The organism is Enterobacter sp. TMH.L2, assembly GCF_050847315.1.
In the GTDB taxonomy this organism is placed as follows: domain Bacteria; phylum Pseudomonadota; class Gammaproteobacteria; order Enterobacterales; family Enterobacteriaceae; genus Cedecea.
On record NZ_CP193791.1, the window covers coordinates 15,272 to 38,745 of the forward strand.

The window sequence follows — 23,474 nt, forward strand, 5'->3', positions numbered from 1 at the left end:
TAGTTTTAACTATAAAAGTAGACAACTTTGGCCAAATAAAAACCATGAATACGATCACGAATCGCTGCGCCTGACGCGGCGAGCCACCGCCCGCGCTCATATCCTCAGCCTCAGGCCAACTAAAAAAATAAGGCCGCCTCTTACTCTACGAAGTTGTTACATGAGGATTTAAAAATGCTCAGTCAAATACAACGTTTTGGTGGTGCAATGTTTACCCCGGTTTTGCTGTTCCCCTTCGCCGGGATCGTGGTCGGGCTTGCCATCATGCTGCGCAACCCGCTGTTTGTTGGCGAAGCGCTCACCGCACCAGACACTCTGTTTGCTCAAATTGTCCATATCATCGAGGAAGGCGGCTGGACGGTGTTCCGCAATATGCCGCTGATTTTTGCCGTGGGTTTGCCCATCGGCCTGGCAAAACAGGCCCAGGGGCGAGCTTGCCTGGCGGTGCTGGTGAGCTTCTTAACCTGGAACTACTTCATCAATGCGATGGGGATGACGTGGGGGCACTACTTCGGCGTCGACTTTAGCCTCGACCCTACGGCAGGCAGCGGCCTGACGATGATGGCCGGGATTAAAACGCTCGACACCAGCATCATCGGGGCGATTGTTATCTCCGGCATCGTCACCGCGATTCACAACCGTTATTTCGATAAGCCGCTGCCGGTGTTCCTCGGTATTTTCCAGGGCAGCTCTTTTGTGGTGATTGTGGCCTTCCTGGTGATGATCCCCTGCGCCTGGCTGACGCTGCTCGGCTGGCCAAAAGTGCAGCTCGGCATCGAATCGCTGCAGGCGTTTTTACGCAGTGCCGGGGCGCTGGGGGTCTGGGTATACACCTTCCTTGAACGTATTCTGATCCCTACCGGGCTGCACCACTTCGTCTATGGCCCGTTCATCTTCGGCCCGGCGGCGGTTGAAGGCGGCATTCAGGTGTACTGGGCGCAGCATTTGCAGGAGTTCAGCCAGAGCACTGCCTCGCTGAAATCTCTGTTCCCGGAAGGCGGCTTCGCCCTGCACGGCAACTCGAAGGTGTTCGGTTCGGTGGGTATCGCGCTGGCGCTCTACTACACCGCCTCGCCGCAGAACCGCGTGAAGGTTGCCGGGCTGCTGATACCCGCGACGCTGACAGCCATGCTGGTCGGCATCACTGAACCGCTGGAATTTACCTTCCTGTTTATCTCTCCGCTGCTGTTCGCTGTTCACGCCTTCCTGGCCGCCTCAATGGCAACGGTGATGTACATGGCGGGCGTGGTGGGCAACATGGGCGGCGGCCTGCTGGACCAGTTCCTGCCGCAAAACTGGATCCCCATGTTCCATAACCACGCCTCGATGGTCTTTACCCAGATAGGTATCGGCATCGCCTTTACCGGCGTCTACTTCGTGGTTTTCCGCGCCCTGATTCTGCGTTTCAACCTGAAAACGCCGGGCCGGGAAGACAGCGAGATCAAACTTTACAGCAAGGCCGACTACCAGGCGGCACGGCAGCAAACCAGTGCGGCAGTCAGTCAGGATGCAAAGCACGGGCAGGCGCATGGCTTCCTGCAGGCGCTCGGCGGCGCGGCGAATATCGCCAGCCTGAATAACTGCGCGACTCGTCTGCGTATCACGCTCGGTGACATGGCTCTGACCGAAGCCGACGAAGTGTTCAAAGCCCTTGGCGCCCACGGCGTGGTGCGCAGCGGCAATGGCATTCAGGTGATTGTCGGGCTGCATGTCCCGCAAATTCGCGACCAGATTGAAACCCTTATCAAAGAGCAAACTTCAGACGAACACCCATCCATGACGGAGGCAGTATCATGAAAAAATTCTCGGTAGTTGTAGCAGGTGGCGGCAGTACTTTTACCCCTGGCATCGTGCTGATGCTGTTGGCTAACCAGACCCGTTTCCCGCTGCGGGCGCTGAAGTTCTACGATAACGACGGCGCACGCCAGGAAACTATCGCCGAAGCCTGCAAAATCATCCTGAAAGAGCAGGCCCCGGATATCGACTTCAGCTATACCACCGACCCGCAGGAAGCGTTCAGTGACGTGGATTTTGTGATGGCGCACATTCGCGTGGGCAAATATCCGATGCGTGAAAAAGACGAGAAAATCCCGCTTCGCCACGGCGTACTCGGCCAGGAAACCTGCGGCCCGGGCGGGATAGCCTACGGCATGCGCTCCATCGGCGGCGTGCTGGAGCTGGTGGATTATATGGAAAAATATTCGCCGAACGCCTGGATGTTGAACTACTCCAACCCGGCAGCCATTGTGGCGGAAGCGACCCGCCGCCTGCGTCCAGACTCAAAAATCCTGAATATCTGCGATATGCCTATCGGCATCGAAAGCCGCATGGCGCAGATTGTGGGCCTGAAGGATCGCAAAGAGATGAAGGTGCGTTACTACGGCCTGAACCACTTTGGCTGGTGGACTCACGTAGAAGATAAAGACGGCAATGACTTGATGCCGAAAATTCGCGAACATGTGGCTAAATATGGCTATGTGCCGCCAAAAGATGAGCATGGCACCGAAGCAAGCTGGAACGATACGTTTGCCAAAGCAAAAGATGTCTGGGCGCTTGATCCGGACACGCTGCCGAACACCTACCTGAAATACTATTTGTATCCGGATTACGTGGTGCAGCACTCCAACCCGGAGCGCACCAGGGCGAATGAGGTAATGGATCACCGCGAGAAGCACGTGTTTGGTTCCTGCAACGCCATTATTAGCGCCGGGAAATCCTCTGCAGGTGAGCTGGAAATTGACGAACATGCCTCTTACATCGTCGATCTTGCAACGGCCATTGCCTTTAACACCCAGGAGCGGATGCTGCTGATTGTGCCGAATAACGGAGCAATCAATAACTTCGACCCGGAAGCCATGGTGGAAATCCCTTGTCTGGTGGGCAAAGACGGGCCGGAGCCGCTGGTCGTGGGGAACATCCCTCAGTTCCAGAAAGGATTGATGAGCCAGCAGGTCGCCGTTGAAAAACTGGTCGTGGATGCCTGGGAACACCGCTCTTATCAGAAACTGTGGCAGGCGATCACCCTGTCGAAAACCGTGCCGAGCGCCTCCGTTGCCAAAGCGATTCTTGATGATTTGATTGAAGCGAACAAAGACTACTGGCCTGAATTGAAATAAGTTTTCTCAGGCTTTTACGAAGCGCGGCGGAGACGTCGCGCTTTTTTTATGGCGATGCTTCCCAGATTGCCTTCTCCAGTCTGGACATTTTTTGTACCCGGCGATAAAGTTGCTAGGGTTATTAAGGTTAGTTTGGTTAGTTGGGTTATTTTGGAGGGCGCAATGGTATCAAGGCAAACCGGACGTATTGAGAAGAAAAAAGACCGGGTGCTGTTTGACAGCGAGAGCGTGAAGCTCACGCTTGCAAGAGGCGTTCGCGAACCAAACAGCAAGCGCGAAGCCGGGCTGACCCTGCAGCTTGCGCTTCGCGGTGGCGTTTCCGGGCTGGAAGCGCTGCATACCCAACTCACTCATCTGCTAGAGGCAACCGAAGAGCTACAAACGCAGCAGCAGGCGCTGGAGCTTAATGACGGTTATGAAAAGCTGGTGGAACTCTATGGCGAGAAGCTTATCGGTGAGGGCGTGCTTGTCGCCCATGAACCCGCGGCCAGCTACACTGCAGATTCGTCAAAGCGTTACGCGGCACAAAGCAGTTTTCTTCCTCCGGCCCAGCAGTGCGAGGTGATTAACCAGGCCCGCCTGGCACAGGCGCGAGACAGGTTAACGGACGAAGGCTGGCTGACCACCCATGAAATCGCCATGCTGGGCGGCTACTCGACAAAAAATGTCTCGGCTCAGCCAACGCGCTGGAAGGCGGCTGGAAAAATTTTCTCGGTCATTAAACGCGGCGTCGGGAACGTCTATCCGCGCTATGGTCTGGATGAAAACTACCGTCCTCTGCCTGTGATGAAAGTCATTCTGGAAACCTTCGCTCAGCATAAAACGGCCTGGGGGCTGGCAGAATGGTTTGCGACCTCTAACGGCCTGCTGGCGGGAAAAACGCCTGCCGAAATGGTCTCTGCTTATCCGGCGAACGTGCTACAGGCCGCTGAATACGAGGTCAGGAGGCTACAGGATGGCGCCGAAGGATGAGGCCAAAACGAAAGGACTTTTTGGCGAGCCTGTGTTGCTTGCCCCTGAACTTCCTGAGCCGGGAGACGCGATCCCGATTTTTAAAGAAACTTTACCGGCGGGAAAGGTCCTTTATCGCTGTCATGCCCTTACCTGGCCTGGAAACAGTTTCAATCCAGGGCGTGAACTGACCGGCAACGATTACGGTGCCAGATTCAGCCCTTTTAAAGATATACAGGGGCGGCTGGTGCCGAGCCTGTATGCGGCAGACAGCATCACAGGGGCGCTGGCCGAAACGCTTTTTCACGACCTGATTGGCGGCGAGCGGCGGGGCTTTTTATCCATCAGGCCGTGGCGGCACTGGGGAATGAGTCAACTGGTGCTCAGGCTAGAGATGACGCTGGTGACGCTTAAAACAGCAGACCTCTACCGGATGGGGTTATCAAAGCAGTTTTTTCTGTTAAGCGATCGCCTGGTTTACCCGCAAACGCAGCGCTGGGCGCGCGCGATTCACGATCAAAATCCCGCCATTGACGGCATGGTCTGGAAATCCCGACAGCATGATGACAGCAGTGCTTTCCTTTTTTATGGCGACAGAACTCGTCCTGAGGATTTAGCGTTGCTGCGTGAAGCTTGTGGGATATTTTCAACGCCAGAAGTGGTTGAAGAGATTGTGAAGATGGCGGACAGGCTCGGCATTGTGCTCAGCGACGAGTAGTTCGCTTTGGCAATCCTTCACACTCGGCATCACGATTAATTTTTTATTGCAATCCTCACTCCCCGCAAATGGGAAAAGCATGCTAAATATTAGTTTTCCTTCGCTAAGTAACGTGCCGCCGATGTTAAAGCCAACTCTTATTCTGGTTGCCCTCTCTTTCTGTGCCAGTTCGTTTGCGCAGCAGCAGGATGTTTTGCCGCCCACCTGGACCAGCCAGCTTGGGGTGGGAATGAACGTTGACTGGGCATTAACAGAGCGAGGCATCCGCGAATTTGACCCTCTGACGGTGCGTGACTTTCAGCAGCGAGGCTTTGGCCACGTCCGCATTCGCGTTGCCGGGCCGATAACCCATCAGAAACTGGTGCATTTACGGCGCATCGTGGATGCCTGCGAGCAGTACCATATCGTGCCGGTGATCAGCTACCGGGCTGCGGAGCTGAAAGCGAAGCCGACCGCTGAAAATGCGGAAGATATTGTGGAGTGGTGGACGACCGTGGCGCGCTTTTTTGCCAAAAATGACGACTCGCTGGTGTTCGATATTATCGGGCAGCCGGAGGAGAAACTCAGCGCCAACCCTCAGTTGCTCAACCAGATTTACGACAAAACCGTGAAGGCGATTCATAAAATCAGCCCTCAGCGCCATATCTTTGTTGCGCCACGCAACCACGCCTCCCCGGAAGCGCTGGCCACGCTTAAAATTCCTGAATCCCGCCACGGACTGGTCATGGCTGACTGGCACCTGATGCCGGGCGGCCCAAAAAACTGGAACGGCAAAACATGGAACGGAAGAAACCAGTGGACGACGGGGACGGATGCGGAAAAAGCGGCTATCCACGCCCGCATCGAAACCGCCGTGCACTGGCAGCAGAAAACCGGCCATCTTTCCTGGGTCGGGAACTGGTCTCCTGGCAGTAAATTACCGGTCGATCAGCAGGTTGCGATGGCGACGTTTGTCGCCTGTGAATTACAAAAAGCGCAGATTCCGTATGCAGTCAACGGCGATGAAAAATTCTACGATGGGGAAGAGGGCGCCTGGCGGCCTGATATGGCGCCATTGCTGGACGCTATTCTGAAGCCTCAGTGCCAGTAATTATCACTCAGCGTGAATTATCTGTTGCTGCATTTCGGGTAATTATGTATTTTTATGCAAATTAACTGCATAAAAACATCATATATCCAGGGGCTTCTATGTTTACTAAAGCGATGAAATCAGTAGTGGCTGGCGGGTGTTTGCTCGCGGCATTGTTCAGTTCTGCTCAGGCGCTGGCGCAGACCTACGTTGTGGGTTCCGGCGGCACCTACCGCCCGTTTGAATACGAAAACAGCCAGAAACAGCTGGAAGGTTTCGATATCGACATCATCAAAGCCATCGCTAAAGCCGAAGGGTTTGATATCAAGCTGGTTAACACGCCGTGGGAAGGTATCTTCGCCACGCTGAACTCCGGCGATCGCGACATCATCATTTCCGGTATCACCATCACCGACAAGCGTAAAGCGATGGTCGATTTCTCCACGCCGTACTTCCCGGCAGAGCAATCCATCGTGGTGCCGACCGACTCTAAAGTAGATTCTGTTACCTCGCTGAAAGGCAAAAAAGTGGGCGTGGTTAACTCCAGCACCGGCGACATTGTAGTGTCCGACGTTCTGGGTAAAAACAGCACCGACATCAAGCGCTTTGACAACACGCCGCTGATGCTGCAGGAACTGACTGAAGACGGTATCGACGCCGCCGTGGGCGACGTGGGCGTGGTGAAGTACTACATCAAATCCCACCCGGAAAAACCGCTGAAGCTGGTGCCGGACAGCAAGTTTGAGCGTCAGTACTTCGGCATCGCGGTTGCCAAAGGTAATACCGAGCTGAAAGGCAAAATCGACGCCGGCCTGAAGAAAATCATTGCCGACGGCACCTACGCTAAAATTTACGCCACCTGGTTCGACAACAACGTGCCAACCCTCCCGGCAGAGTAATTATCAATCGGGGCCGCTCCGGCCCCAAAAAGGACAGGTATGACCGGATTTCGCTGGGAGATAATCTCAGAATACGCGCCGTTATTTATGCAGGGCGCGCTGATGACCATCAAGTGCACCATTATCTGCGTGATTTTAGGCACGACCTGGGGGCTGCTGCTGGGGCTGGGGCGTATGGCTCACGCCGATGACGGCCCGTGGAAGCACGTGCTGCGTTATGCCGTGCAGTGGCCAGTGCGCGTTTACGTCAGCGCGTTTCGCGGCACGCCTCTGTTCGTGCAGATCATGGTGGTTCACTTTGCGCTGGTGCCGCTGTTTATTAACCCGCGCGACGGGATCATGATCACCAGTGGAATGATGTCCGTGGACTTCGCCCGCGAACTGCGCTCCGAATACGGCGCGTTTCTCTCCTGCGTGGTGGCGATCACCCTTAACGCCGGGGCCTATGTGTCCGAGATTTTCCGCGCCGGTATTCAGTCCATCGACAAAGGGCAGATGGAAGCGTCACGCGCGCTGGGTATGGGCTGGGGCAAAACGATGCGTAAGGTTATTCTGCCGCAGGCGTTCCGCCGCATCCTGCCGCCGCTGGGCAACAACGCGATTGCCATTGTGAAAGACTCGTCGCTGGCATCCGCCATCGGTCTCGCCGACCTGGCCTACGCGGCGCGTACCGTTTCCGGCGCTTATGCGACTTACTGGGAACCGTACCTGACCATCTCCGTGGTGTACTGGGTGCTGACGTTCCTGCTTTCGCTGCTGGTGCAACATATGGAAAAGAGGTTTGGCAAAAGTGATTCACGTTAAGGATTTACAGAAACAGTTTGGCAAAACTCACGTGCTGCGCGGTATTTCCTGCGATATCGCGCCTCAGGAAGTGGTTTGCGTGATTGGCCCTTCCGGCTCCGGCAAAAGTACGTTTCTGCGCTGCCTGAACGCGCTGGAAAAACCGGACGGTGGCGAAGTCGTAGTCAACGGTTTTGCGGTACACGACCCAAAAACTAATCTCAACACGCTGCGCGAAGGCGTGGGCATGGTGTTCCAGCGTTTTAACCTGTTCCCGCACATGACGGTGCTGGAAAACCTGATCATGGCACCCATGTCGCTGAAAGGGCTGTCCAAAGCGGAAGCGGTAAACCGCGCCGAAAAGCTGCTGCAAAAGGTCGGCCTGCTGGACAAAATCGACGCCTGGCCTTCGAGCCTCTCCGGTGGCCAGCAGCAGCGCGTGGCGATTGCCCGTGCGCTGGCGATGGAGCCGTCGATAATTCTGTTCGACGAGCCAACTTCAGCGCTGGATCCTGAGCTTGTCGGCGAAGTGCTGGCGGTGATGAAACAGCTGGCGCAGGAAGGGATGACGATGATTATCGTGACCCATGAAATGGGCTTTGCCCGCGAAGTGGCGGACCGGGTGATCTTCATTGACCAGGGTGTGATTCAGGAACAGGGCGTGCCGGCGCAGATCTTTAGCGCCCCGCAAAACCCGCGAACTCAGGCCTTCCTCAGCAAGGTTCTGTAAAAAAGGGCGCTTATGCGCCCTTTTCTTTTATGCAAACTGGCGGATATGCCGGTCGATAAGCGCCAGCAGCTTCTGGTTATCCACGGTTTGCAGCAGCTTCACCGGCTTACCCTGCGGCGCGTCAACGTTCACTGCCAGCCGCAAATGTTCCGGGCCATACCGCAGGGTTCTGCCGCGGCTCAGCCCGCTCAGCGACACATCCACATAATCCTCCGCCCAGCTCACCAGCTCGGGCTCAAGCAGCCAGGCAACGGTCAGCACGTCGTGGATCCAGCAGCCCGGCAGTTGGCGAGTTTGCATGGAAAAATCCATCCACGGACGAATGGTGTCCACGAGAAAACGGCTCAGGCGGTTATCGCAGGTGGCCAGCGCATCTAAATCCTGGTGAGTCATCATGGTTTGGGTGGTGACGTCCATCGGCACCAGAACGATGTTTGCGCCGCTGGTCAGCACGGCGTGTGCGGCCTCCGGGTCAACGCCGAAGTTGGTATCCTTCAGGTAGCCATCAACGTTAAACACGCCGCCCATGATGACAATCTCTTTTACCGCGCTCGCCATCTGCGGGTAAAGCTGCAAAGCCAGCGCCACGTTGGTCAACGGGCCGATAGCTATCAGCGTGATTTCACCAGGATTCGTACAGATAAGCTCGCCCATCTTATGCACCGCCAGCGGGGCCACTTCGGCCAGCATTTGCGGGGCAGTAACGTCCTTCCACAGGTGGCGCAGACCCACTTTATCGACTTTGTGATCCAGATGTTCTCGCCACGGTGCTGAAGGCTCGATCAGCGCACGCGAAGCGCCGCGGGCGATCTCAACGGCCATGCCCAGGCGAGCGACTAAATCAGAGGCGACGGCGTAGCCCACTTCGCTTGGCGTATTGCCGGACACGGTGGTAATAAGCTCCAGAGAAATCTCTGGCGCCGCCAGCGCCAGGGCAAGGGCCAGACCGTCGTCTACGTTAGCCCCGGCAACGCCGTTACCCGGATCGCAATCGATAATTAAACGCTTCATGTTACTTATAACTTCCTGCTGTGGTGAGGGAGTGACAGCCGCAGGACTCGCCAATCTCCAGCTCAAAATCAAATTCGTGTTTATGCGGCTGCCCGTCCCACTTTTTCAGCATTTCGATGGCTTTTTTTGCCATTTTCGTGACGGGCTGGCGAACCGTCGTCAAAGAGGGTACGTTGAAGGCCGATTCCAGGGTGCCGTTGAAGCACACCAGGGCGAGGTCTTTCGGCGCGGAAAGCCCGTGTTCAGACAGTGCTCTCAGGCAGCCAAAGGCCTGTTGTTCATTGGTGGCAAACAGCGCCCGAGGCAATTCGCCAGCCAGCATTTGCTTTGTGGCATCGTAGCCGCCCTGGCGAGTGTAATCCGTTGAAAAAATCCATTCAGGGTGCACGGTAAGGCCCGCTTCTTCCAACGCCAGCCGCCAGCCGCTGATGCGATCCTGAGTGTTTAGCATCTCCTGTGGCCCGCAAATAATGGCGATATCGCGATAGCCGTGCTCAATCAGATGGCGGGTTGCGCGCCGTGCGGCGTGCTGCTCGTTAACCTGAATCGAGCAAACGTTCAGCTCCGGCTCAACCCTGTCCAGCATCACGCAAGGCGTGCCGCTGGCCTGGATAAGATCGATGTAAGGATGCCTGTCGACGCTGGTATAAATCAGCCCGTCCACCTGGCGATGTAGCAGGTTATTGATAAGCTCCAGCTCGCGGGCGCGGTCATCGCCGGAATCCCCCAGCAAGAGCACCCGGCCATCGGCAAAAGCCTCCTGCTGGAGCGCGTGCGCCATGGACGAGATAAACGGGTTGGCGATATTGGGCACGACTAAACCGTAGGTGCGCGTGGTGCCGCTGGCCAAAGCCCTGGCAATGCCGTTCGGGCGGTAGCCGGTTTTCTTGATGGCGGCGAGCACGCGCTCACGCGTCGCCTGCGCGACCGGACGCGGGCCGTTGTTAATCACGTAGCTGACGACCGCGACGGAAGTCCCTGCTTCTTTGGCGACTTCAGCGCGGGTAACGCGGTGTACTTGAGGCTTAGTCACTGAATACCTGCTTTATTTGGCTGGCGGGCGATAAACGGAGCCACAGCATAAAGCTTTGCTCCGTAAAAATCGCCGTCAACTCTGTGACAAATCAAATAGCGTCTTCCGGCAGATTAAGGTCGCGACCTCGGGTCTCAGGTGCAAAGAAGGTGGTCACCAGCCCGATGCCCGCCATCACTGCAAAGTAGAGCGCGATAGGCCACCAGTGCCCGGTCCAGGAGAGCAGTGCGGCGGCAATCAGCGGTGCAGTTCCGCCGGAAAGCATCGACCCCAGCTCTTTGGCAAACGCCATCTTGGTATAGCGGTTTGTCACGCCGAAAAGCTCCACGCCCCAGGCGGCCTGCACACCGAAAATGCCCAGCGAAGCCAGCCCCATGCCGACAACGATGGTTGGAATAACGATCATCGGCTCGCGAGAGTCCAGCAGCATAAAGGCCGGGAAAGCGTAGATAATCAGCAGCAGGCAGAACCAGCGGTAAACGATCCGGCGGCCAAAGCGGTCGGAGAGCCAGCCGGCAAAAGGAATAATGGCGAAGCCCAGCACCGAGGCGATCAGCACCGCCAGCGTGGGGACGGATTTATCCACCGCCAGCACTTTGGCGACGTAGCCAATGATAAAACCCTGGGCGAGATAAGAAGGGCCGTTTTCACCAATGCGTAGCCCGACCATGGTCCAGAAGGCGCGGGTCCTCTGCCAGAAGCTGCGAGGATCTTTCTGCTGCTCGGCCAGCCCCTTTTCCCGCACCTGTTTACGCTCGGCTTCCAGCAGCGCTTTTTGGCGCTCAAACACCGGGGTTTCACGCAGATGCTGGCGAATAATCAGGGCAACAGCGGCAATCAACATGCTGCACAGGAACGGAATACGCCAGCCCCAGGCAAGCAGCGTCTCTTTATCCATCTGCAGCACCAGTAGCCAGGTCAGAGAAGCCAGCAGCGTGCCGCTGTTGGAGCCCAGCCCGATAATGGATGACACCAGGCCACGGCGTTTCACTGGCGCATATTCACCCAGCATGACGGTACCGCCGGACAGCTCCGCACCCGCGCCAAGCCCCTGGGCAAAACGCAGAATCACAAGGCAGGTTGGCGCCCAGACGCCAATTTGCGCGTAGCTTGGGATCAGGCCAATAAGCGTAGTGGAGCAGCCCATCAGCGCAATGGTAATGACCATCACCATTTTTCTGCCGTAGCGGTCGCCCAGCCCGCCAAACAGCAGGGCGCCTATTGGCCGGGCAACAAAGCCCACGGAGTAAGCGGCAAAGCTGGAGAGCAGCGCCATGACGGGCGTGGCATCCGGGAAGAACACATCGCCAAAGATGATCCCGGCCGCCAGGCCATAAAGCGCGAAGTCCGCGTATTCCATCGTGGTGCCGAGCCAGCAGGAGAAGGTGGCGCGAATAAAATCACGTTTACCTTCCGGCGTGGCCAGACGCTCTTCTGCCGCGTGTTGCGCCGAAGCCGGAGGAGGGGAGAAAGTGCTTGTCGTCATTAGAGTTCTCACAGAGATCGAACGTTATCTGTTGGCGAAGATGCCATTTTTAATCATTTCTCGCAGTGTATCTACGCGCGTAGATTGATCAAATAATTAAACCGGAAGTGAGAGTAAGGTAACTAAATGACAAAAATATGACGGGGAAGGTGACCTTCACCCTAATCCTCTCCCTGGAAGGGAGAGGGGACAGAACAGCATTCAGGCCAAAGATGCGGGTTTCTTCCGGCCCTTATTAGGTGAGGGGCCGATCGGGAGCAAAATATGCCGGGGTTTTCTCCCTCTCCCCTTTGGGGAGAGGGCTGGGGTGAGGGGCTAATCAGCGAGCCTTCGTTAAATACTGCGCCATCTCAGCCTCAGGAACCATACCGCCTCCGGTGGCCCAGACCAGGTGCGTCGCGTTATCAAGCTGTTGGGCGCTGAAGCCCTGCAGCTCATGGTAAGACGTCGTCGCGCACACGCGCTGCGGCCCGGCCATACCAGCCAGGGCCGACGGCTCCAGGCGAATATTTTCCTCTTCAGCCAGCCAGCCTAGCAGGTTGTACAGCGTTTGATCGTCCACGGTATAGAAGCCGTCCAGCAGCCTTTGCATTGCTCTGCCGACAAAGCCGGAAGCCCGTCCCACGGCCAGACCGTCGGCGGCGGTCAGGTTATCTATCCCGATATCCTGCACGGAAAGCGCATCATGCAGGCCGGTATAAACCCCCAACAGCATGCAGGGGGAGTGGGTTGGCTCGGCAAAAATACAATGAACGTGGTCGCCAAAGGCCAGTTTCAGCCCAAACGCCACGCCACCGGGGCCGCCGCCGACGCCGCAGGGCAGATAGACAAACAAAGGGTGCTGCTCATCGACGGTAATAGCCTGTTGCGAGAATTGATCTTTTAGCCGTTGCCCGGCGACGGCGTAGCCAAGGAACAGCGTGCGGGAATTTTCATCATCGATAAAGAAGCAGTTGGCGTCAGCCTCGGCGGCTTTTCTCCCTTGCTCAACGGCAACCCCGTAATCTTCGGCGTATTCAACCACCTCCACGCCGTGGCTGCGCAGTTTAGCTTTTTTCCATTCGCGGGCGTCGGCGGACATATGCACCGTGACGCGGAAGCCAATTCGGGCGCTGATGATCCCAATCGACAGACCCAGGTTGCCGGTAGAGCCAACGGCGATGCTATAGCGGCTGAAAAACTCGCGTAATTCAGGAGAAAGCAGCTGGCTGTAGTCATCTTCAGGACTCAGTAGGCCCGCCTCGGTAGCCAGTTTTTCTGCGTGAGTCAGGACTTCATAAATGCCCCCGCGAGCCTTAATCGAGCCAGAAATAGGCAGATGGCTGTCTTTTTTCAGCCACAGTTTACCGAAGAGCCGCTGCCCATTTTCTTTTTCCAGGCGCTTTTGCATCGCCGGAATGGCGGCCAGCTCTGACTCGATAATCCCACCGGTTGCGGCGGTTTCCGGGAATGCTTTGGCCAGATAAGGCGCAAAACGAGCCAGCCTGGCGTGCGCCTCTTTCACGTCCTGCTCAGTCAGGCCAACATGCGGTAAGCCTTCGGCAAGGGAGGTGGCTCCCGGATTAAACCAGGTCGTTTCGTTCAGGGCGGTAAGCTCGCTGAGCAGCGGAAATTTTTCGGTTAACGCGTGTAATTCTGTCGATTTCATAACGAGCCTCCTGGCGCTCAGATGATAAAGGAAAGCAGGAATGTGCCGGCCAGTGCAACTAAAGAAGCGATGAATGTCGCCGTGGTGTAGTACTTAAAGGTTTCATGGAGCGTCGCGCCGCAGTACTGCTTCACCAGCCAGAACAGCGAATCCGTCACAATGGTGCAGCCGATAGCGCCGGAGCCGATGGCGAGCGTCACAATCTCGGGGCTGACGTTGGGATAGAGCGGCAGCAGCGGAGCAACGATAGCCGTGGCGCCCATCATCGCCACGGTCGCAGACCCGACGGCGGCGTGAAGGATAAGGGCAACCAGCCAGGCCAGCAGGATCGGATGCATATGCAGGCTGGAAAGGCTCAGCGCCAGGCTGTCTGCCATGCCGCTGGCCTTGAGAATGGCGTTAAACGCGCCGCCTGCCCCGATGATCATCAGGATATTCGCGATGGAGCCAAAGCCAGTTTCGGTGTGGCTCAGCAGCGTAGCGATACCCATGTTCTGACGCAGGCCCAGCAGATAATAGGCCACGAAAACGGCGATAAACATGGCGGTAATCGGGTTGCCGATAAACTCCAGCGCGGTATAAGCCTTGCTGCCCGGGGTCATGTTCAGCTCAGCGAGCGTCTTCGCCAGCATCAGGCCAATGGGTAGCAGCACGGTAAACAGCGTGGCACTCAAGGACGGCAGAGAAGCCGCATCGCGCGTTTGCAGATATGAAAATTCGACGGGAACGGATTTAAACGGCAGACGCTTGCCCAGGCATTTCAGAAAGAGCGGGCCACCCACCAGAGACGCCAGCAGGCCAACCGCTAAGCCATACACAATCACGGTGCCTACATCGGCGCCGAGTTTATTGGTCACAAACAGCGCCGCCGGATGTGGGGGCACCACGCAGTGAACGGCCATCAGCGCGGTACACAGCGGGATCGCCAGTTTCAGCAGCGAAGTGTGGGTCTTTTTGGCGATGGAAAAGGCCAGCGGGATGAGCAGCACCACGCCAACCTCAACGAACAACGTAATGCCGCAAATCAGGCCGACCAGTACCATAATCACGTCGGCGGAAAGCCAGCGGCAGCGCCGCAGCGCCAGGCCAATGCGTTCGGCGGCGCCGGAGACTTCCATCATTTTTCCCAGAATGGTCCCCAGCCCGATGACCGCGGCTAAAAAGCCGAGTGTGCCGCCGATGCCGCTTTCCACTGCGTTGACCATCTCCAGCGGGCCCATGCCCATCATCACGCCGACGAAAAAGCTCGCCAGCAGCAGCGCGAGGAAAGGATGAAGCTTCAGTTTTATGATGGTCAACACGATTAACACTATGCTGGCAAGCAGCGTACCCACCACCCAGATTTGCGATCCCATTAGCCCTTCTCCTGTGCATCATTTGCGGGCTATTGGATAAAAATCCATCCGGGCTGACAAACGATAAAACTGGCCTTTCACATGAGGTAAATTGAATCAATAGGGTGATTTGAGTCGAAATCAGGCGATGAAATGTGTTTCAGGTTCGCTTTTCTTCAACTAAATGCTGCTGGTTAGCCGCGGATTTTTTAAACTTGGCCGCTGGAATTGAGAGAGAGGTCACGATGGAAACGTCACGCGAGGGGCGAAATCGGTTATTAAACGGCTGGCAACTGTCGAAGCTGTACACTTTTGAGGTGGCGGCGCGCCATCAATCTTTTGCACTGGCGGCGGATGAACTGTCACTCAGCCCCAGCGCGGTTAGCCACCGGATAAACCAGCTGGAAGAGGAGCTGGGGATCCAGCTTTTTGTTCGCTCGCATCGTAAAGTGGAACTGACGCACGAAGGCAAGCGGGTGTTCTGGGCGCTGAAATCGTCTCTGGACACGTTGAACCAGGAGATTCTGGATATCAAAAACCAGGAACTCTCGGGGGTGCTGACCGTGTACTCCAGGCCGTCGATCGCCCAGTGCTGGCTGGTGCCCGCGCTGGGGGATTTCACCCAGCGCTACCCTGCTATCTCGTTAACTATTCTGACCGGGAACGACAACCTCAATTTACAGCGTGCGGGTATCGATCTGGCGCTCTATTTTGACGATGCGCCTTCCTCGCAGCTGAGCCACCATTTTCTGATGGATGAGGCGATTCTGCCGGTTTGCAGCCCGGAATATGCCCGCCGCTTTGAACTCAATTCCCGGCCTGCTCAACTGCGCCACTGTACTTTGCTGCATGACCGGCAGGCGTGGAGCAATGATTCCGGCACCGATGAGTGGTACAGCTGGGCTCAGCAGTTTGGTATTGAACTCCCGGCCTCGACGGGCATAGGCTTCGATCGCTCTGACCTGGCGGTGATTGCCGCGATGAACCACGTTGGCGTAGCGATGGGGAGAAAAAGGCTGGTGCAAAAGCGGCTGGAGCGGGGCGAGCTCATCGCCCCGTTTGGGGAGAAAACGTTAAAATGCCATCAGCATTACTACATTTCGACCCTCAGTGGCCGACAATGGCCGAAGATTGACGCTTTTATTAGCTGGCTGAAAAACCTTGCCGAAGAGGCTAAATAACTAAACTGTCTCGCCATGATGCTGGAACCGCTGCGCCAGCGGCAGCCAGCAGCACAGGATCAGCACGCCCATCGCGGTCATCAGCATGCCGATGCTGTATTGCCCGGTTTGTGGCATCAGCGCGGAGAACCAGGCCATCACGCCGGAGCCGATGTTTTGCAGACCGCCAACCAGCGCCCCTGCGGTACCGGCCAGGAACGGGAACGGCTCCATCGCGCCGCTGGTCGCCAGCGGGAACAGCATGCCTGCGCCGAAGAAGAACAGCGCCGCAGGTACCAGCAGTGTCCAGATATTCATGATGCCGAACCAGCCTGGGATCCACATGAAAATCCCGGCGAACAGGCAGCTCAATACCGCCTGCCACATCAGGCTGGAGAAACGCACGTTCTGGCGGCCCGCGTACCAGGAGCCAAAAAACGCCGCCGGAATGGGCAGAATAAACAGAATGCTGACCACCACGCCGTTCAGGCCGAGTACGCCGCCCATCAGTACGCCGGAGCAGGCTTCAAACACCGCCACTCCCGCCAGGCCACCAACCAGCATCAGCAGATAGCAGTTGAAGGAGATATTGCCGAGCAGCATTTTGTAGCTGCGCATCAGGCGAGGCGGCGTGGCGTCTGCCGGGCGAGTTTCGGGCAGCCAGCGCCACATAGAAAACGCGACAATGGCACACAGCAGCAGCAGGAAACCGTAGCAGGCCCGCCAGCCCCAGACGCTGTCCAGCATCCCGCCAATAACCGGTGCTAGCAGCGGACTCACCAGAATGCCCATGTTCAGCAGGCTGTTGGCCTGGCGTAAATCACCGCCTTCGTAGAGATCGCGCGGCATGGTTCTCGCCATCACGCCCGCGACCCCGGTGCCCATGCCCTGCAGGGCGCTTGCCAGCACCAGAATATGCAAATTAGTGGTAAACAGTGCACCGAGCGTCGCCAGCATAAAAATCACCATGCCGGCGAGGATCACCGGGCGGCGGCCAATGCGATCGGAAAGCGGGCCATAAAACAGCTGAGACACGCCGTAGGTAAACAAATAGGCCGCCATCACGCGCTGAATCGCGCCGCTGCGCACGCCCATTTCATGAGCCATATCGGGAATAGAAGGAATATAAATCGTCTGTGTCATCTGCCCGACAGCAACCAGCAGAATCAACATCATCAGCAGGTGGATATTGGCTAACTTTCTCATGGCGTCCGATCGTTTACCTGAAAAAAGAGAGAGGCTTCGCAGCGTATTTTGCTGTGTATGTTTTGAAAGCGAGAGGAATCTATCACAACCTATGCAATAAGCCAGATGATGAGGCTGTTTTAACAGCAGAATTACGTGTCGGTTTGTAAAGCGAAAGCGGCAATTTTTATTGCCACCAAACGCCCATTTTTGCCCCGCAACGGTGCAATCTTCGTTAACCCTCAGAGAATTACATTTGTTTACAGGTTAAATACAAATGCGTATATTTCTCATCCGCATTTAATCGTGCGCGTCTTTATAAAAATCAAAAAAAGGTGCCGGCCACGGAAAACGCCGCAGCACTGCAAAAATGAGGGTTTAACATGGCATTTGTTAACTTCTCCAGGGATCGGTTCACGTTACGGGCAGGCGGCCCATCACTCCTGGCGGCGGCCATTGCGCTGGCGCTGCTGCCTTCTGCGCAGGCAGAAGACACCATCACGGTGAATACTCAGGCGGACAATCCGCTGGCGGGACAGGAACAGGATTACAGCGTCAAAACCACCACCACCGGCACCAAGCTGCTGCTGGTTCCGCGCGATATCCCGCAATCCGTCAGCGTCATCAGCCAGCAGCGTATTCAGGATCAGAACCTGCAAACCATCGGCGAGGTGCTGGATAACACCACCGGCATCAGCACCAAGCTGGTGGACAGCAGCCGTGCCACCTACTTTGCGCGCGGCTTCTTCATCAGCAACTATGCCTACGACGACATGCCCACGCAGGTTAGCGACGTCTGGGACTTCGGTGATACCGGATCGGATACCGCCGTGTTTGAAAATATTGAAGTAGTGCGCGGCGCGGCGGGGCTGATGAGCGGCAGCGGCAATCCATCGGCGTACATCAACATGGTGCGCAAGCACGCCGACAGCCGCGAATTTAAAGGCAACGTGTCCGCCAGCTACGGTAGCTGGGACAAGCAGCGCTATGTGGCCGATCTTTCCGCGCCGCTGAGCGAGTCCGGCAACGTGCGGGGCCGTGTGGTCACCGGCTACCAGGACAACGACACCTGGCTGGACAAAAGCCACTACCGCAAGAAATTTATCTACGGCGTGGTGGATGCCGATTTGACCGACTCCACCACGCTTTCCGTCGGCTACGACTACCAGGAAAGCAATGACGACAGCCCGACCTGGGGCGGCCTGCCCACCTGGTATGCCGACGGCAGCCGGACGCACTTTAGCCGCAGCGCCACCACCGCGCCGGACTGGGCTTACTCCAACAAAGACGCCACCAAAGTGTTCGCCAACCTGGTCCAGCGCTTTGATAATGGCTGGGAAGCGCGTATCAACACGCTGCACGCCGAAACCAACTTCGACTCTAAGCTGATGTACGTCACCGGCTTCCCGGATAAAGTCACCGGCGCGGGCACCAGCGCCTATGGCGGCTGGAACCGGGGCGAGCGTAAACAGGATTCGGTGGATGCGTTTGTGCGTGGTGGCTTTGACCTGTTTGGCCGCCAGCACGAGCTGATGTTCGGCGGCAGCTACAGCCGCCAGCGTAACCACTACGATAACGCCATGCCGAACACAGGCTTGCCTTACGGCGGCATCGCGATGGGCAGCTTCTACAGCAGCGTCGCAGACCCAAGCTGGTCAGCCTTCTCGCTCTACAGCAAAGATGTGGTGCGCCAGCAGGCCGCCTACACCGCTGCACGTTTCTCGCTGGCTGACCCGCTGCACCTGATTGTGGGCGCCCGCTATACCGAATGGGACGCGGACTACAATCCGTCCACCGCGCCGCAAACCAGCCTGAGCAGCAAAAAACACGACGTGACGCCGTACGCGGGGCTGGTTTACGACATCAATGACACCTGGTCGGCCTACACCAGCTACACCTCCATCTTCCAGCCAACCGATAAGCGCGACGTCAACGGCGATTACCTCGACCCAACCACCGGGAAGAGCTATGAAGCGGGCGTGAAAGCAGACTGGTTTAACACGCGCCTTACGACCTCGCTGGCGGTGTTCCGCATCGAACAGGACAAAGTTGCCCAGTCGCTCGGTACGCCGGTTAACGGCAACCCTGGTGAAACGGCGTATAAATCCGTGGACGGCACCGTGAGCCGCGGCGTGGAGTTTGAGCTGAACGGCGCGCTGACCGATAACTGGCAGCTTACCTTCGGGGCGTCCCGCTATGTGGCGGACGACAATAACGGCGACGCGGTAAACCCTGACCAGCCGCGTACCACGATGAAGCTGTTCACCCGCTACCAGCTGCCGATGCTGCCGGAAGTGACCGTGGGCGGCGGTGTGAACTGGCAGAGTAAAACCTGGCAGGATGCCTACGGCCCGAACGGCAACACCCGCATCAAACAGGGCAGCTACGCGCTGGTGGATCTCTTCACCCGTTACCAGGTAACGAAAAACTTCGCCGTGCAGGGCAACATCAATAACCTGTTCGACAAAGAATATGAATCCTGGCTTTCCGACTATGTGGTTTATGGCGCCCCGCGCAGCTTCTCGCTGACGGCAAACTACAGCTTCTAGGCGTGACGGGGAGGTCAGTGACCTCCCTGATTATGTGGGGAGAAATGGCGCCGACCGTTTAGAAATGTACCGGCTGTCCGAAACCGTCGCCGCTGTCGGTACTGTTATCCCTGCGGCCTCTGGCTTCCAGCTGGTCGGCGCGGATGCGGTCCCGGATATCCTGGCGCTGTTCCGGCGTCAGGTAGCGGCTGTTGTAGTAGGGATCGGGCCACGGGGAGCGCATAAAGCTGTCGTCCAGGTGTTGCCTGTCCTGGCGGTCTATTCCTGAATTGTCTGATGACGAACAGGCCGCCAGCAGCAGCGGAGCCAGCAGAACGAGTGCATATTTAGAGGCCATTTTTCTTCCTGAAGCGGCAAGCAATGAAAGTGAGGCAGTATCGCGCATCGACATATTGATGTGCGTTATCTGACGCCAATATTGCGCAGCTTATCACGAAATAGTGAGCCGCTCAGAATACCGACAGCGCCCGTGAACAGGCCATGCCGTGTTGATACAGCTCCTCCGCGTAAAAGTCAGGCACCGGGCTGTCTTTAATTGCCTGGGCCACGGCGGCGACGTCATAATTTACCGTTTGAACCGCCAGTTTTAGCTTCCCGTAACGGTAGTGCCCCCTCAGCCAGGTGGCCTGCGGCTCGCCGGGTTTGATTCGCCCGACGGCACCGGTATTGGCGACGATTAGTCTGCGGCCATCGCTGCGGACTAATTCGCGAATATCCGCGTAGTGCGTATGCCCGGAAACCATCACATCGAACTGATGCGTGGTTTGCCACTTCATCAGTTGGCTGCAGGAGAACTGGCGATGCACATACTCGGACAGAGAATCCGGGCTGGCGTGGACCAGCAGAATTCTGAGCGGCCCGGCGTAAAACGCTCTCGACCGGGGCAGGGCGCTGAGCCAGCGGCGGTTCTCCCCCGTCAGTGTGCGTTTGCTCAAGGTAATCGCCTGTTCACGGGCTTGTTGTTCATGGACGGAGTGCTTAGCCAGCGGCGTGACCGGCTCGTCCATTGCTACGCGGCGGTCGTGGTTGCCCATCACCACCGGAATGTTGCGGCTGCGAATCAGGTTTATCACTTCATTAGGCCACGGCGCAAAATCCACCAGATCGCCCAGGCACCAAATTTGGTTGATGTGGTGGCGGTCAATGTCCTGCAAAACGGCCTCAAGTGCCGGTAAATTGGCGTGAATATCGCTGAAAATCGCAAACTGGAAATCAATATCTTTAGCGTTCATTGAGCTGACTCCCGGCGCGATCCCGCACGGTGAAAACGACAACCAGAGCAATGAAGAAAGCGAACAGCGCAGCGCAAACCAGCATCAGCGAGAAGCCGCTGGCGTAGCTGTGGCGGATTAGCGAGCTTAGCGTCTGAGCCTGTTTCTCCGGCCACAGCGCAAGGGCGCGCTGCACATCTCCGGCCACAACCTGAGTAATAAAATCGTCGCGTACCGGCAGGTTGCTAGCCTGCATCGTTGAGGTCAGCACGTGACGCGTATGCCCGGCCAGAATGGCCCCCAGCAGCGCAAAACCTTGCAGAATGCCGGAGAAGCGCGCCGTGGTGCTGATCCCCGAAGCCATGCCCGCCCTTTCGTGAGGCACGGTGCCCATAATCGCCTTCTGCGTTTCGCCGTTAAGAATACCGCCGCCGCTGCCCAGCACGGCCATACCGGCGATAACCAGCCAGGGCCACTGCGCCAGCACACCGCTGGCGATAATCAGGTTGCCGACGCCAACCAGCCCTAATCCGGCGGCTAAGATCCAGCGGGCGGCCATGCGGTGTGCCATCCAGCGGGCCACCATCGGGAAGAACAGCATGGCGAGCGCGAACGGCAGCATACCCACCCCGGACGCCAGGGCGGTTTTCCCCTCGACGTTTTGCAGCATCAGCGGCAGCAGCGAGGTCATTACCTGCGCCGTAGCCGCATAGGTAAACATGGCCAGCACTGCGCCAATAAACGGCAGCGAGCGAAACAGGCGGAGATCGAGCATTGGCTGGGCTTTGTAACGTTCGACCAGCGCAAAGAACAAAAAGAACCACGCCGAAGCGATAAAGCGCCCCATCACTTCGGGACTGCTCCAGCCGTGCTCCGGGGCGAGGATCAGCGCCCAGGTAAGAGAAAACATGGCGGCGATAAACAGCGAAATGCCGTGTACGTCCGGCTTACCGCCGGCTGGATTGCGGGACTCTTCGATGGTGCGCAGCACCGCCATCGCCAACAGCAGGCAGATGGGAATGTTGATGTAGAACGCCCAGCGCCAGCCGAAATAGGCGCTGATGATGCCGCCGGCCAAAGGCGCGAGCACCATGGTGATGCCCATCATACCGCCCCAGATGGCCCAGGCGCGGCCTCTGGCCTGCGGCTCGCGGAAGGTGTGGCCGATGATCGCCAGCGCGGGTGCCAGCAAGAACGCCGAGCCGACGCCCTGCAGTGCGCGGGCAATATTCAGCATCAGGATGGTGGTGGCCGCTCCGCAGGCAAGGGACGCCAGGGCAAACAGGGCGATACCGAATAAAAAAATCCGCCGTCTGCCGAAGCGGTCCGCCAGCGAACCGGCGGGCAGCAAAAGGGAAGAGAAGCACAGCACGTAGGTGCCAATCACCCACTCCATATCGGCAAACGTGGCGTCCAGCCCGCGGGCGATGGTCGGCAACACGACGCCAACGATATTTGTGTCGATGACCGTCATCGCGCAGCCCATGGAAGCAACCAGCAGCACGGTGGTGTCGTTTTTGGCCACGGGCGCGGCCAGCACAGTAGACATAAAAGCTCCGAAAACGCGGGAAGAACACGCCTTAAGCTTCACGATCCGGGGCGCGGTATTCAATTTCTACGTTCGGCATTATTATTAGTTAATACCTAATAATCAGGAGTAAACATGGAGCTTCGCCATCTGCGCTATTTCCTCGAAGTTGCCCGAACGCTCCATTTTGGTGCGGCGGCGGAAACGCTGAACATCTCCACGCCGACGCTGTCGGTGCAAATCAGTCAGCTTGAGCGGGAGTTTGGCACCCCGCTATTTTTACGCACCAAAAGGCGCGTACAGCTGACCCAGGCCGGGGAGATTTTCCGCGAAGAAGCCGAAGCCACGCTGCGGCAGGCTGAGCTGACGCGTGAGCGTGTGCTTAGCGCTGCACGCGGCGAGCAGGGCTACATTCGTGTCGGCTACGTGGCGTCTTCGCTTTGGTCGGGGACGCTTAGCTCGGTGATGGGGGCGTTTCGTGGGAGATATCCGGATATCTCGCTTGGTGTGCGAGAAGTGCTGATGGACAGCATGGCGGCGGCGCTGGTGGAGGGCAAAATCGACGTTGGGTTTGTGCGAGCCCCGGTTGCGCTGCCGTCAGAAGTCGGGCACCTGTTGGTGCAAAGCGACTGTTTTTGCCTGGCGCTCCCCGCTTCCCATCGTCTGGCTTCCCGCGCGGAAGCTATCGACCCTGCGGCTCTGGCCGGGGAAAGCTTTATTCTGCCGGAGCAGACTGCTGGCTCACATGAAATCGCCCGCCGCGGTGGGTTTGTGCTCAACGATGCCATCCGCTCCAGCACGCTGACCGAAGTGCTGGCGCATATCGCGCTGGGCAACGGCATCGCGGTTATTCCGGAGATCATGGCGAAAACTATTGGCGTGCCGGAGGTGGTCTATCGCCCGATTGCCGGGGCAGAAATCCCTTCGGCTATCTGGATGCTGTACCGCAAGCGGGAGCGCACGCCGCTGATTAAGCGCCTTATTCGCTTCGCAAAAGAGCACGTTTCGGGTGGGTCAGGAAACGTTTGAACACACTCTTTCACCCCCGGGATTCATTTGGCGG

General features: G+C 57.3%; 20 protein-coding genes. 11 read left to right on the top strand and 9 right to left on the bottom strand.

What is annotated here, in order from left to right; translation table 11 throughout:
* Nucleotides 1-174: 174 nt before the first annotated feature.
* The 8 genes from ACREYP_RS00075 (at nt 175) to ACREYP_RS00110 (ending at nt 8,266) form a co-directional block, all read left to right on the top strand.
* Nucleotides 175-1,797: an alpha-glucoside-specific PTS transporter subunit IIBC gene (locus ACREYP_RS00075; protein WP_008460671.1), complete on the top strand. Its 1,623-nt coding sequence runs from the start codon at nt 175-177 to the stop codon at nt 1,795-1,797.
* The gene (locus ACREYP_RS00080) at nt 1,794-3,116 is read left to right on the top strand and encodes a 6-phospho-alpha-glucosidase (RefSeq protein ID WP_008460673.1); all 1,323 of its coding nucleotides are present in this window, start codon (nt 1,794-1,796) and stop codon (nt 3,114-3,116) included. Before ACREYP_RS00075 ends, ACREYP_RS00080 begins: the two co-directional genes overlap by 4 nt.
* 162 nt (nt 3,117-3,278) lie before the next feature.
* Nucleotides 3,279-4,088, top strand: coding sequence for a hypothetical protein (locus ACREYP_RS00085; RefSeq protein WP_336818938.1), 810 nt, complete (start codon nt 3,279-3,281; stop codon nt 4,086-4,088).
* Nucleotides 4,072-4,785 carry an RES family NAD+ phosphorylase gene (locus ACREYP_RS00090; RefSeq protein ID WP_498881052.1) on the top strand — a complete coding sequence of 238 codons (714 nt, stop codon included), beginning with the start codon at nt 4,072-4,074 and terminating at the stop codon, nt 4,783-4,785. Before ACREYP_RS00085 ends, ACREYP_RS00090 begins: the two co-directional genes overlap by 17 nt.
* A 121-nt stretch (nt 4,786-4,906) precedes the next feature.
* Nucleotides 4,907-5,875: a cellulase family glycosylhydrolase gene (locus tag ACREYP_RS00095; protein ID WP_336818943.1), complete on the top strand. Its 969-nt coding sequence runs from the start codon at nt 4,907-4,909 to the stop codon at nt 5,873-5,875.
* A gap of 113 nt (nt 5,876-5,988) precedes the next feature.
* Entirely contained in the window at nt 5,989-6,753 is a 765-nt protein-coding gene (locus tag ACREYP_RS00100) for a basic amino acid ABC transporter substrate-binding protein (protein ID WP_085938922.1), read from the top strand.
* A gap of 39 nt (nt 6,754-6,792) precedes the next feature.
* A complete protein-coding gene (locus ACREYP_RS00105) occupies nt 6,793-7,557 on the top strand; it encodes an amino acid ABC transporter permease (RefSeq protein ID WP_126354136.1) in 765 nt (254 codons plus the stop codon).
* On the top strand, nt 7,544-8,266 hold the full coding sequence (locus ACREYP_RS00110; RefSeq protein ID WP_008460680.1) for an amino acid ABC transporter ATP-binding protein: 723 nt from the start codon (nt 7,544-7,546) through the stop codon (nt 8,264-8,266). The genes ACREYP_RS00105 and ACREYP_RS00110 overlap by 14 nt, the downstream gene beginning before the upstream one ends.
* Nucleotides 8,267-8,293: 27 nt before the next feature.
* On the opposite strand, the gene ACREYP_RS00115 is transcribed toward ACREYP_RS00110, so the two are convergent.
* The 5 genes from ACREYP_RS00115 to dsdX all read right to left on the bottom strand — a co-directional run bounded on the left by ACREYP_RS00115 (nt 8,294) and on the right by dsdX (nt 14,799).
* On the bottom strand, nt 8,294-9,277 hold the full coding sequence (locus ACREYP_RS00115) for a nucleoside hydrolase (protein WP_336818947.1): 984 nt from the start codon (nt 9,275-9,277) through the stop codon (nt 8,294-8,296).
* A gap of 1 nt (nt 9,278) precedes the next feature.
* The gene (locus tag ACREYP_RS00120; RefSeq protein WP_008460682.1) at nt 9,279-10,310 is read right to left on the bottom strand and encodes a LacI family DNA-binding transcriptional regulator; all 1,032 of its coding nucleotides are present in this window, start codon (nt 10,308-10,310) and stop codon (nt 9,279-9,281) included.
* 91 nt (nt 10,311-10,401) lie between these two features.
* Complete coding sequence (locus ACREYP_RS00125; protein ID WP_008460683.1) at nt 10,402-11,796, bottom strand: MFS transporter; 1,395 nt, start codon at nt 11,794-11,796, stop codon at nt 10,402-10,404.
* 319 nt (nt 11,797-12,115) lie between these two features.
* Nucleotides 12,116-13,444, bottom strand: coding sequence for a D-serine ammonia-lyase (gene dsdA / locus ACREYP_RS00130; protein ID WP_336818950.1), 1,329 nt, complete (start codon nt 13,442-13,444; stop codon nt 12,116-12,118).
* Between the two features lie 17 nt (nt 13,445-13,461).
* Nucleotides 13,462-14,799 carry a D-serine transporter DsdX gene (gene dsdX, locus ACREYP_RS00135; protein WP_336818952.1) on the bottom strand — a complete coding sequence of 446 codons (1,338 nt, stop codon included), beginning with the start codon at nt 14,797-14,799 and terminating at the stop codon, nt 13,462-13,464.
* 224 nt (nt 14,800-15,023) lie between these two features.
* On the opposite strand from dsdX, the gene dsdC reads away from it, so the two are divergent.
* Complete coding sequence (dsdC, locus tag ACREYP_RS00140; protein ID WP_008458760.1) at nt 15,024-15,959, top strand: DNA-binding transcriptional regulator DsdC; 936 nt, start codon at nt 15,024-15,026, stop codon at nt 15,957-15,959.
* On the opposite strand, the gene emrD is transcribed toward dsdC, so the two are convergent.
* A complete protein-coding gene (emrD, locus tag ACREYP_RS00145) occupies nt 15,960-17,144 on the bottom strand; it encodes a multidrug efflux MFS transporter EmrD (RefSeq protein ID WP_008458757.1) in 1,185 nt (394 codons plus the stop codon).
* A 362-nt stretch (nt 17,145-17,506) separates the two neighbouring features.
* Here emrD and fhuE point away from each other — a divergent pair, with 362 nt between their 5' ends.
* Nucleotides 17,507-19,672 (top strand): ferric-rhodotorulic acid/ferric-coprogen receptor FhuE, encoded by a 2,166-nt coding sequence (fhuE, locus tag ACREYP_RS00150; protein WP_336818955.1) that lies wholly within the window; start codon nt 17,507-17,509, stop codon nt 19,670-19,672.
* Nucleotides 19,673-19,730: 58 nt separating this feature from the next.
* On the opposite strand, the gene ACREYP_RS00155 is transcribed toward fhuE, so the two are convergent.
* From ACREYP_RS00155 to ACREYP_RS00165, 3 genes are all read right to left on the bottom strand, one after another.
* Nucleotides 19,731-20,009: a hypothetical protein gene (locus tag ACREYP_RS00155; protein WP_336818957.1), complete on the bottom strand. Its 279-nt coding sequence runs from the start codon at nt 20,007-20,009 to the stop codon at nt 19,731-19,733.
* A 112-nt stretch (nt 20,010-20,121) separates the two neighbouring features.
* Entirely contained in the window at nt 20,122-20,904 is a 783-nt protein-coding gene (locus ACREYP_RS00160) for a metallophosphoesterase family protein (RefSeq protein ID WP_336818959.1), read from the bottom strand.
* The gene (locus tag ACREYP_RS00165) at nt 20,894-22,432 is read right to left on the bottom strand and encodes an MFS transporter (protein WP_498881053.1); all 1,539 of its coding nucleotides are present in this window, start codon (nt 22,430-22,432) and stop codon (nt 20,894-20,896) included. The genes ACREYP_RS00160 and ACREYP_RS00165 overlap by 11 nt, the downstream gene beginning before the upstream one ends.
* A 114-nt stretch (nt 22,433-22,546) precedes the next feature.
* Between ACREYP_RS00165 and ACREYP_RS00170 the strand changes: the two genes are divergently transcribed.
* Nucleotides 22,547-23,440, top strand: coding sequence for a LysR family transcriptional regulator (locus tag ACREYP_RS00170; RefSeq protein ID WP_336818962.1), 894 nt, complete (start codon nt 22,547-22,549; stop codon nt 23,438-23,440).
* Nucleotides 23,441-23,474: the final 34 nt, after the last annotated feature.

Excerpts from the sequence above, each read along its gene's own strand:
- ACREYP_RS00115 (WP_336818947.1), bottom strand. The coding sequence starts at position 9,277 with ATGAAGCGTTTAATTATCGATTGCGATCCGGGTAACGGCGTTGCCGGG.
- ACREYP_RS00085 (WP_336818938.1), top strand. The coding sequence starts at position 3,279 with ATGGTATCAAGGCAAACCGGACGTATTGAGAAGAAAAAAGACCGGGTG.
- ACREYP_RS00170 (WP_336818962.1), top strand. The coding sequence starts at position 22,547 with ATGGAGCTTCGCCATCTGCGCTATTTCCTCGAAGTTGCCCGAACGCTC.
- ACREYP_RS00125 (WP_008460683.1), bottom strand. The coding sequence starts at position 11,796 with ATGACGACAAGCACTTTCTCCCCTCCTCCGGCTTCGGCGCAACACGCG.
- ACREYP_RS00105 (WP_126354136.1), top strand. The coding sequence starts at position 6,793 with ATGACCGGATTTCGCTGGGAGATAATCTCAGAATACGCGCCGTTATTT.
- ACREYP_RS00075 (WP_008460671.1), top strand. The coding sequence starts at position 175 with ATGCTCAGTCAAATACAACGTTTTGGTGGTGCAATGTTTACCCCGGTT.
- fhuE (WP_336818955.1), top strand. The coding sequence starts at position 17,507 with ATGGCATTTGTTAACTTCTCCAGGGATCGGTTCACGTTACGGGCAGGC.
- ACREYP_RS00095 (WP_336818943.1), top strand. The coding sequence starts at position 4,907 with ATGTTAAAGCCAACTCTTATTCTGGTTGCCCTCTCTTTCTGTGCCAGT.
- dsdA (WP_336818950.1), bottom strand. The coding sequence starts at position 13,444 with ATGAAATCGACAGAATTACACGCGTTAACCGAAAAATTTCCGCTGCTC.
- dsdX (WP_336818952.1), bottom strand. The coding sequence starts at position 14,799 with ATGGGATCGCAAATCTGGGTGGTGGGTACGCTGCTTGCCAGCATAGTG.
- ACREYP_RS00100 (WP_085938922.1), top strand. The coding sequence starts at position 5,989 with ATGAAATCAGTAGTGGCTGGCGGGTGTTTGCTCGCGGCATTGTTCAGT.
- ACREYP_RS00090 (WP_498881052.1), top strand. The coding sequence starts at position 4,072 with ATGGCGCCGAAGGATGAGGCCAAAACGAAAGGACTTTTTGGCGAGCCT.
- ACREYP_RS00165 (WP_498881053.1), bottom strand. The coding sequence starts at position 22,432 with ATGTCTACTGTGCTGGCCGCGCCCGTGGCCAAAAACGACACCACCGTG.
- ACREYP_RS00160 (WP_336818959.1), bottom strand. The coding sequence starts at position 20,904 with ATGAACGCTAAAGATATTGATTTCCAGTTTGCGATTTTCAGCGATATT.
- ACREYP_RS00080 (WP_008460673.1), top strand. The coding sequence starts at position 1,794 with ATGAAAAAATTCTCGGTAGTTGTAGCAGGTGGCGGCAGTACTTTTACC.
- ACREYP_RS00155 (WP_336818957.1), bottom strand. The coding sequence starts at position 20,009 with ATGGCCTCTAAATATGCACTCGTTCTGCTGGCTCCGCTGCTGCTGGCG.
- dsdC (WP_008458760.1), top strand. The coding sequence starts at position 15,024 with ATGGAAACGTCACGCGAGGGGCGAAATCGGTTATTAAACGGCTGGCAA.
- emrD (WP_008458757.1), bottom strand. The coding sequence starts at position 17,144 with ATGAGAAAGTTAGCCAATATCCACCTGCTGATGATGTTGATTCTGCTG.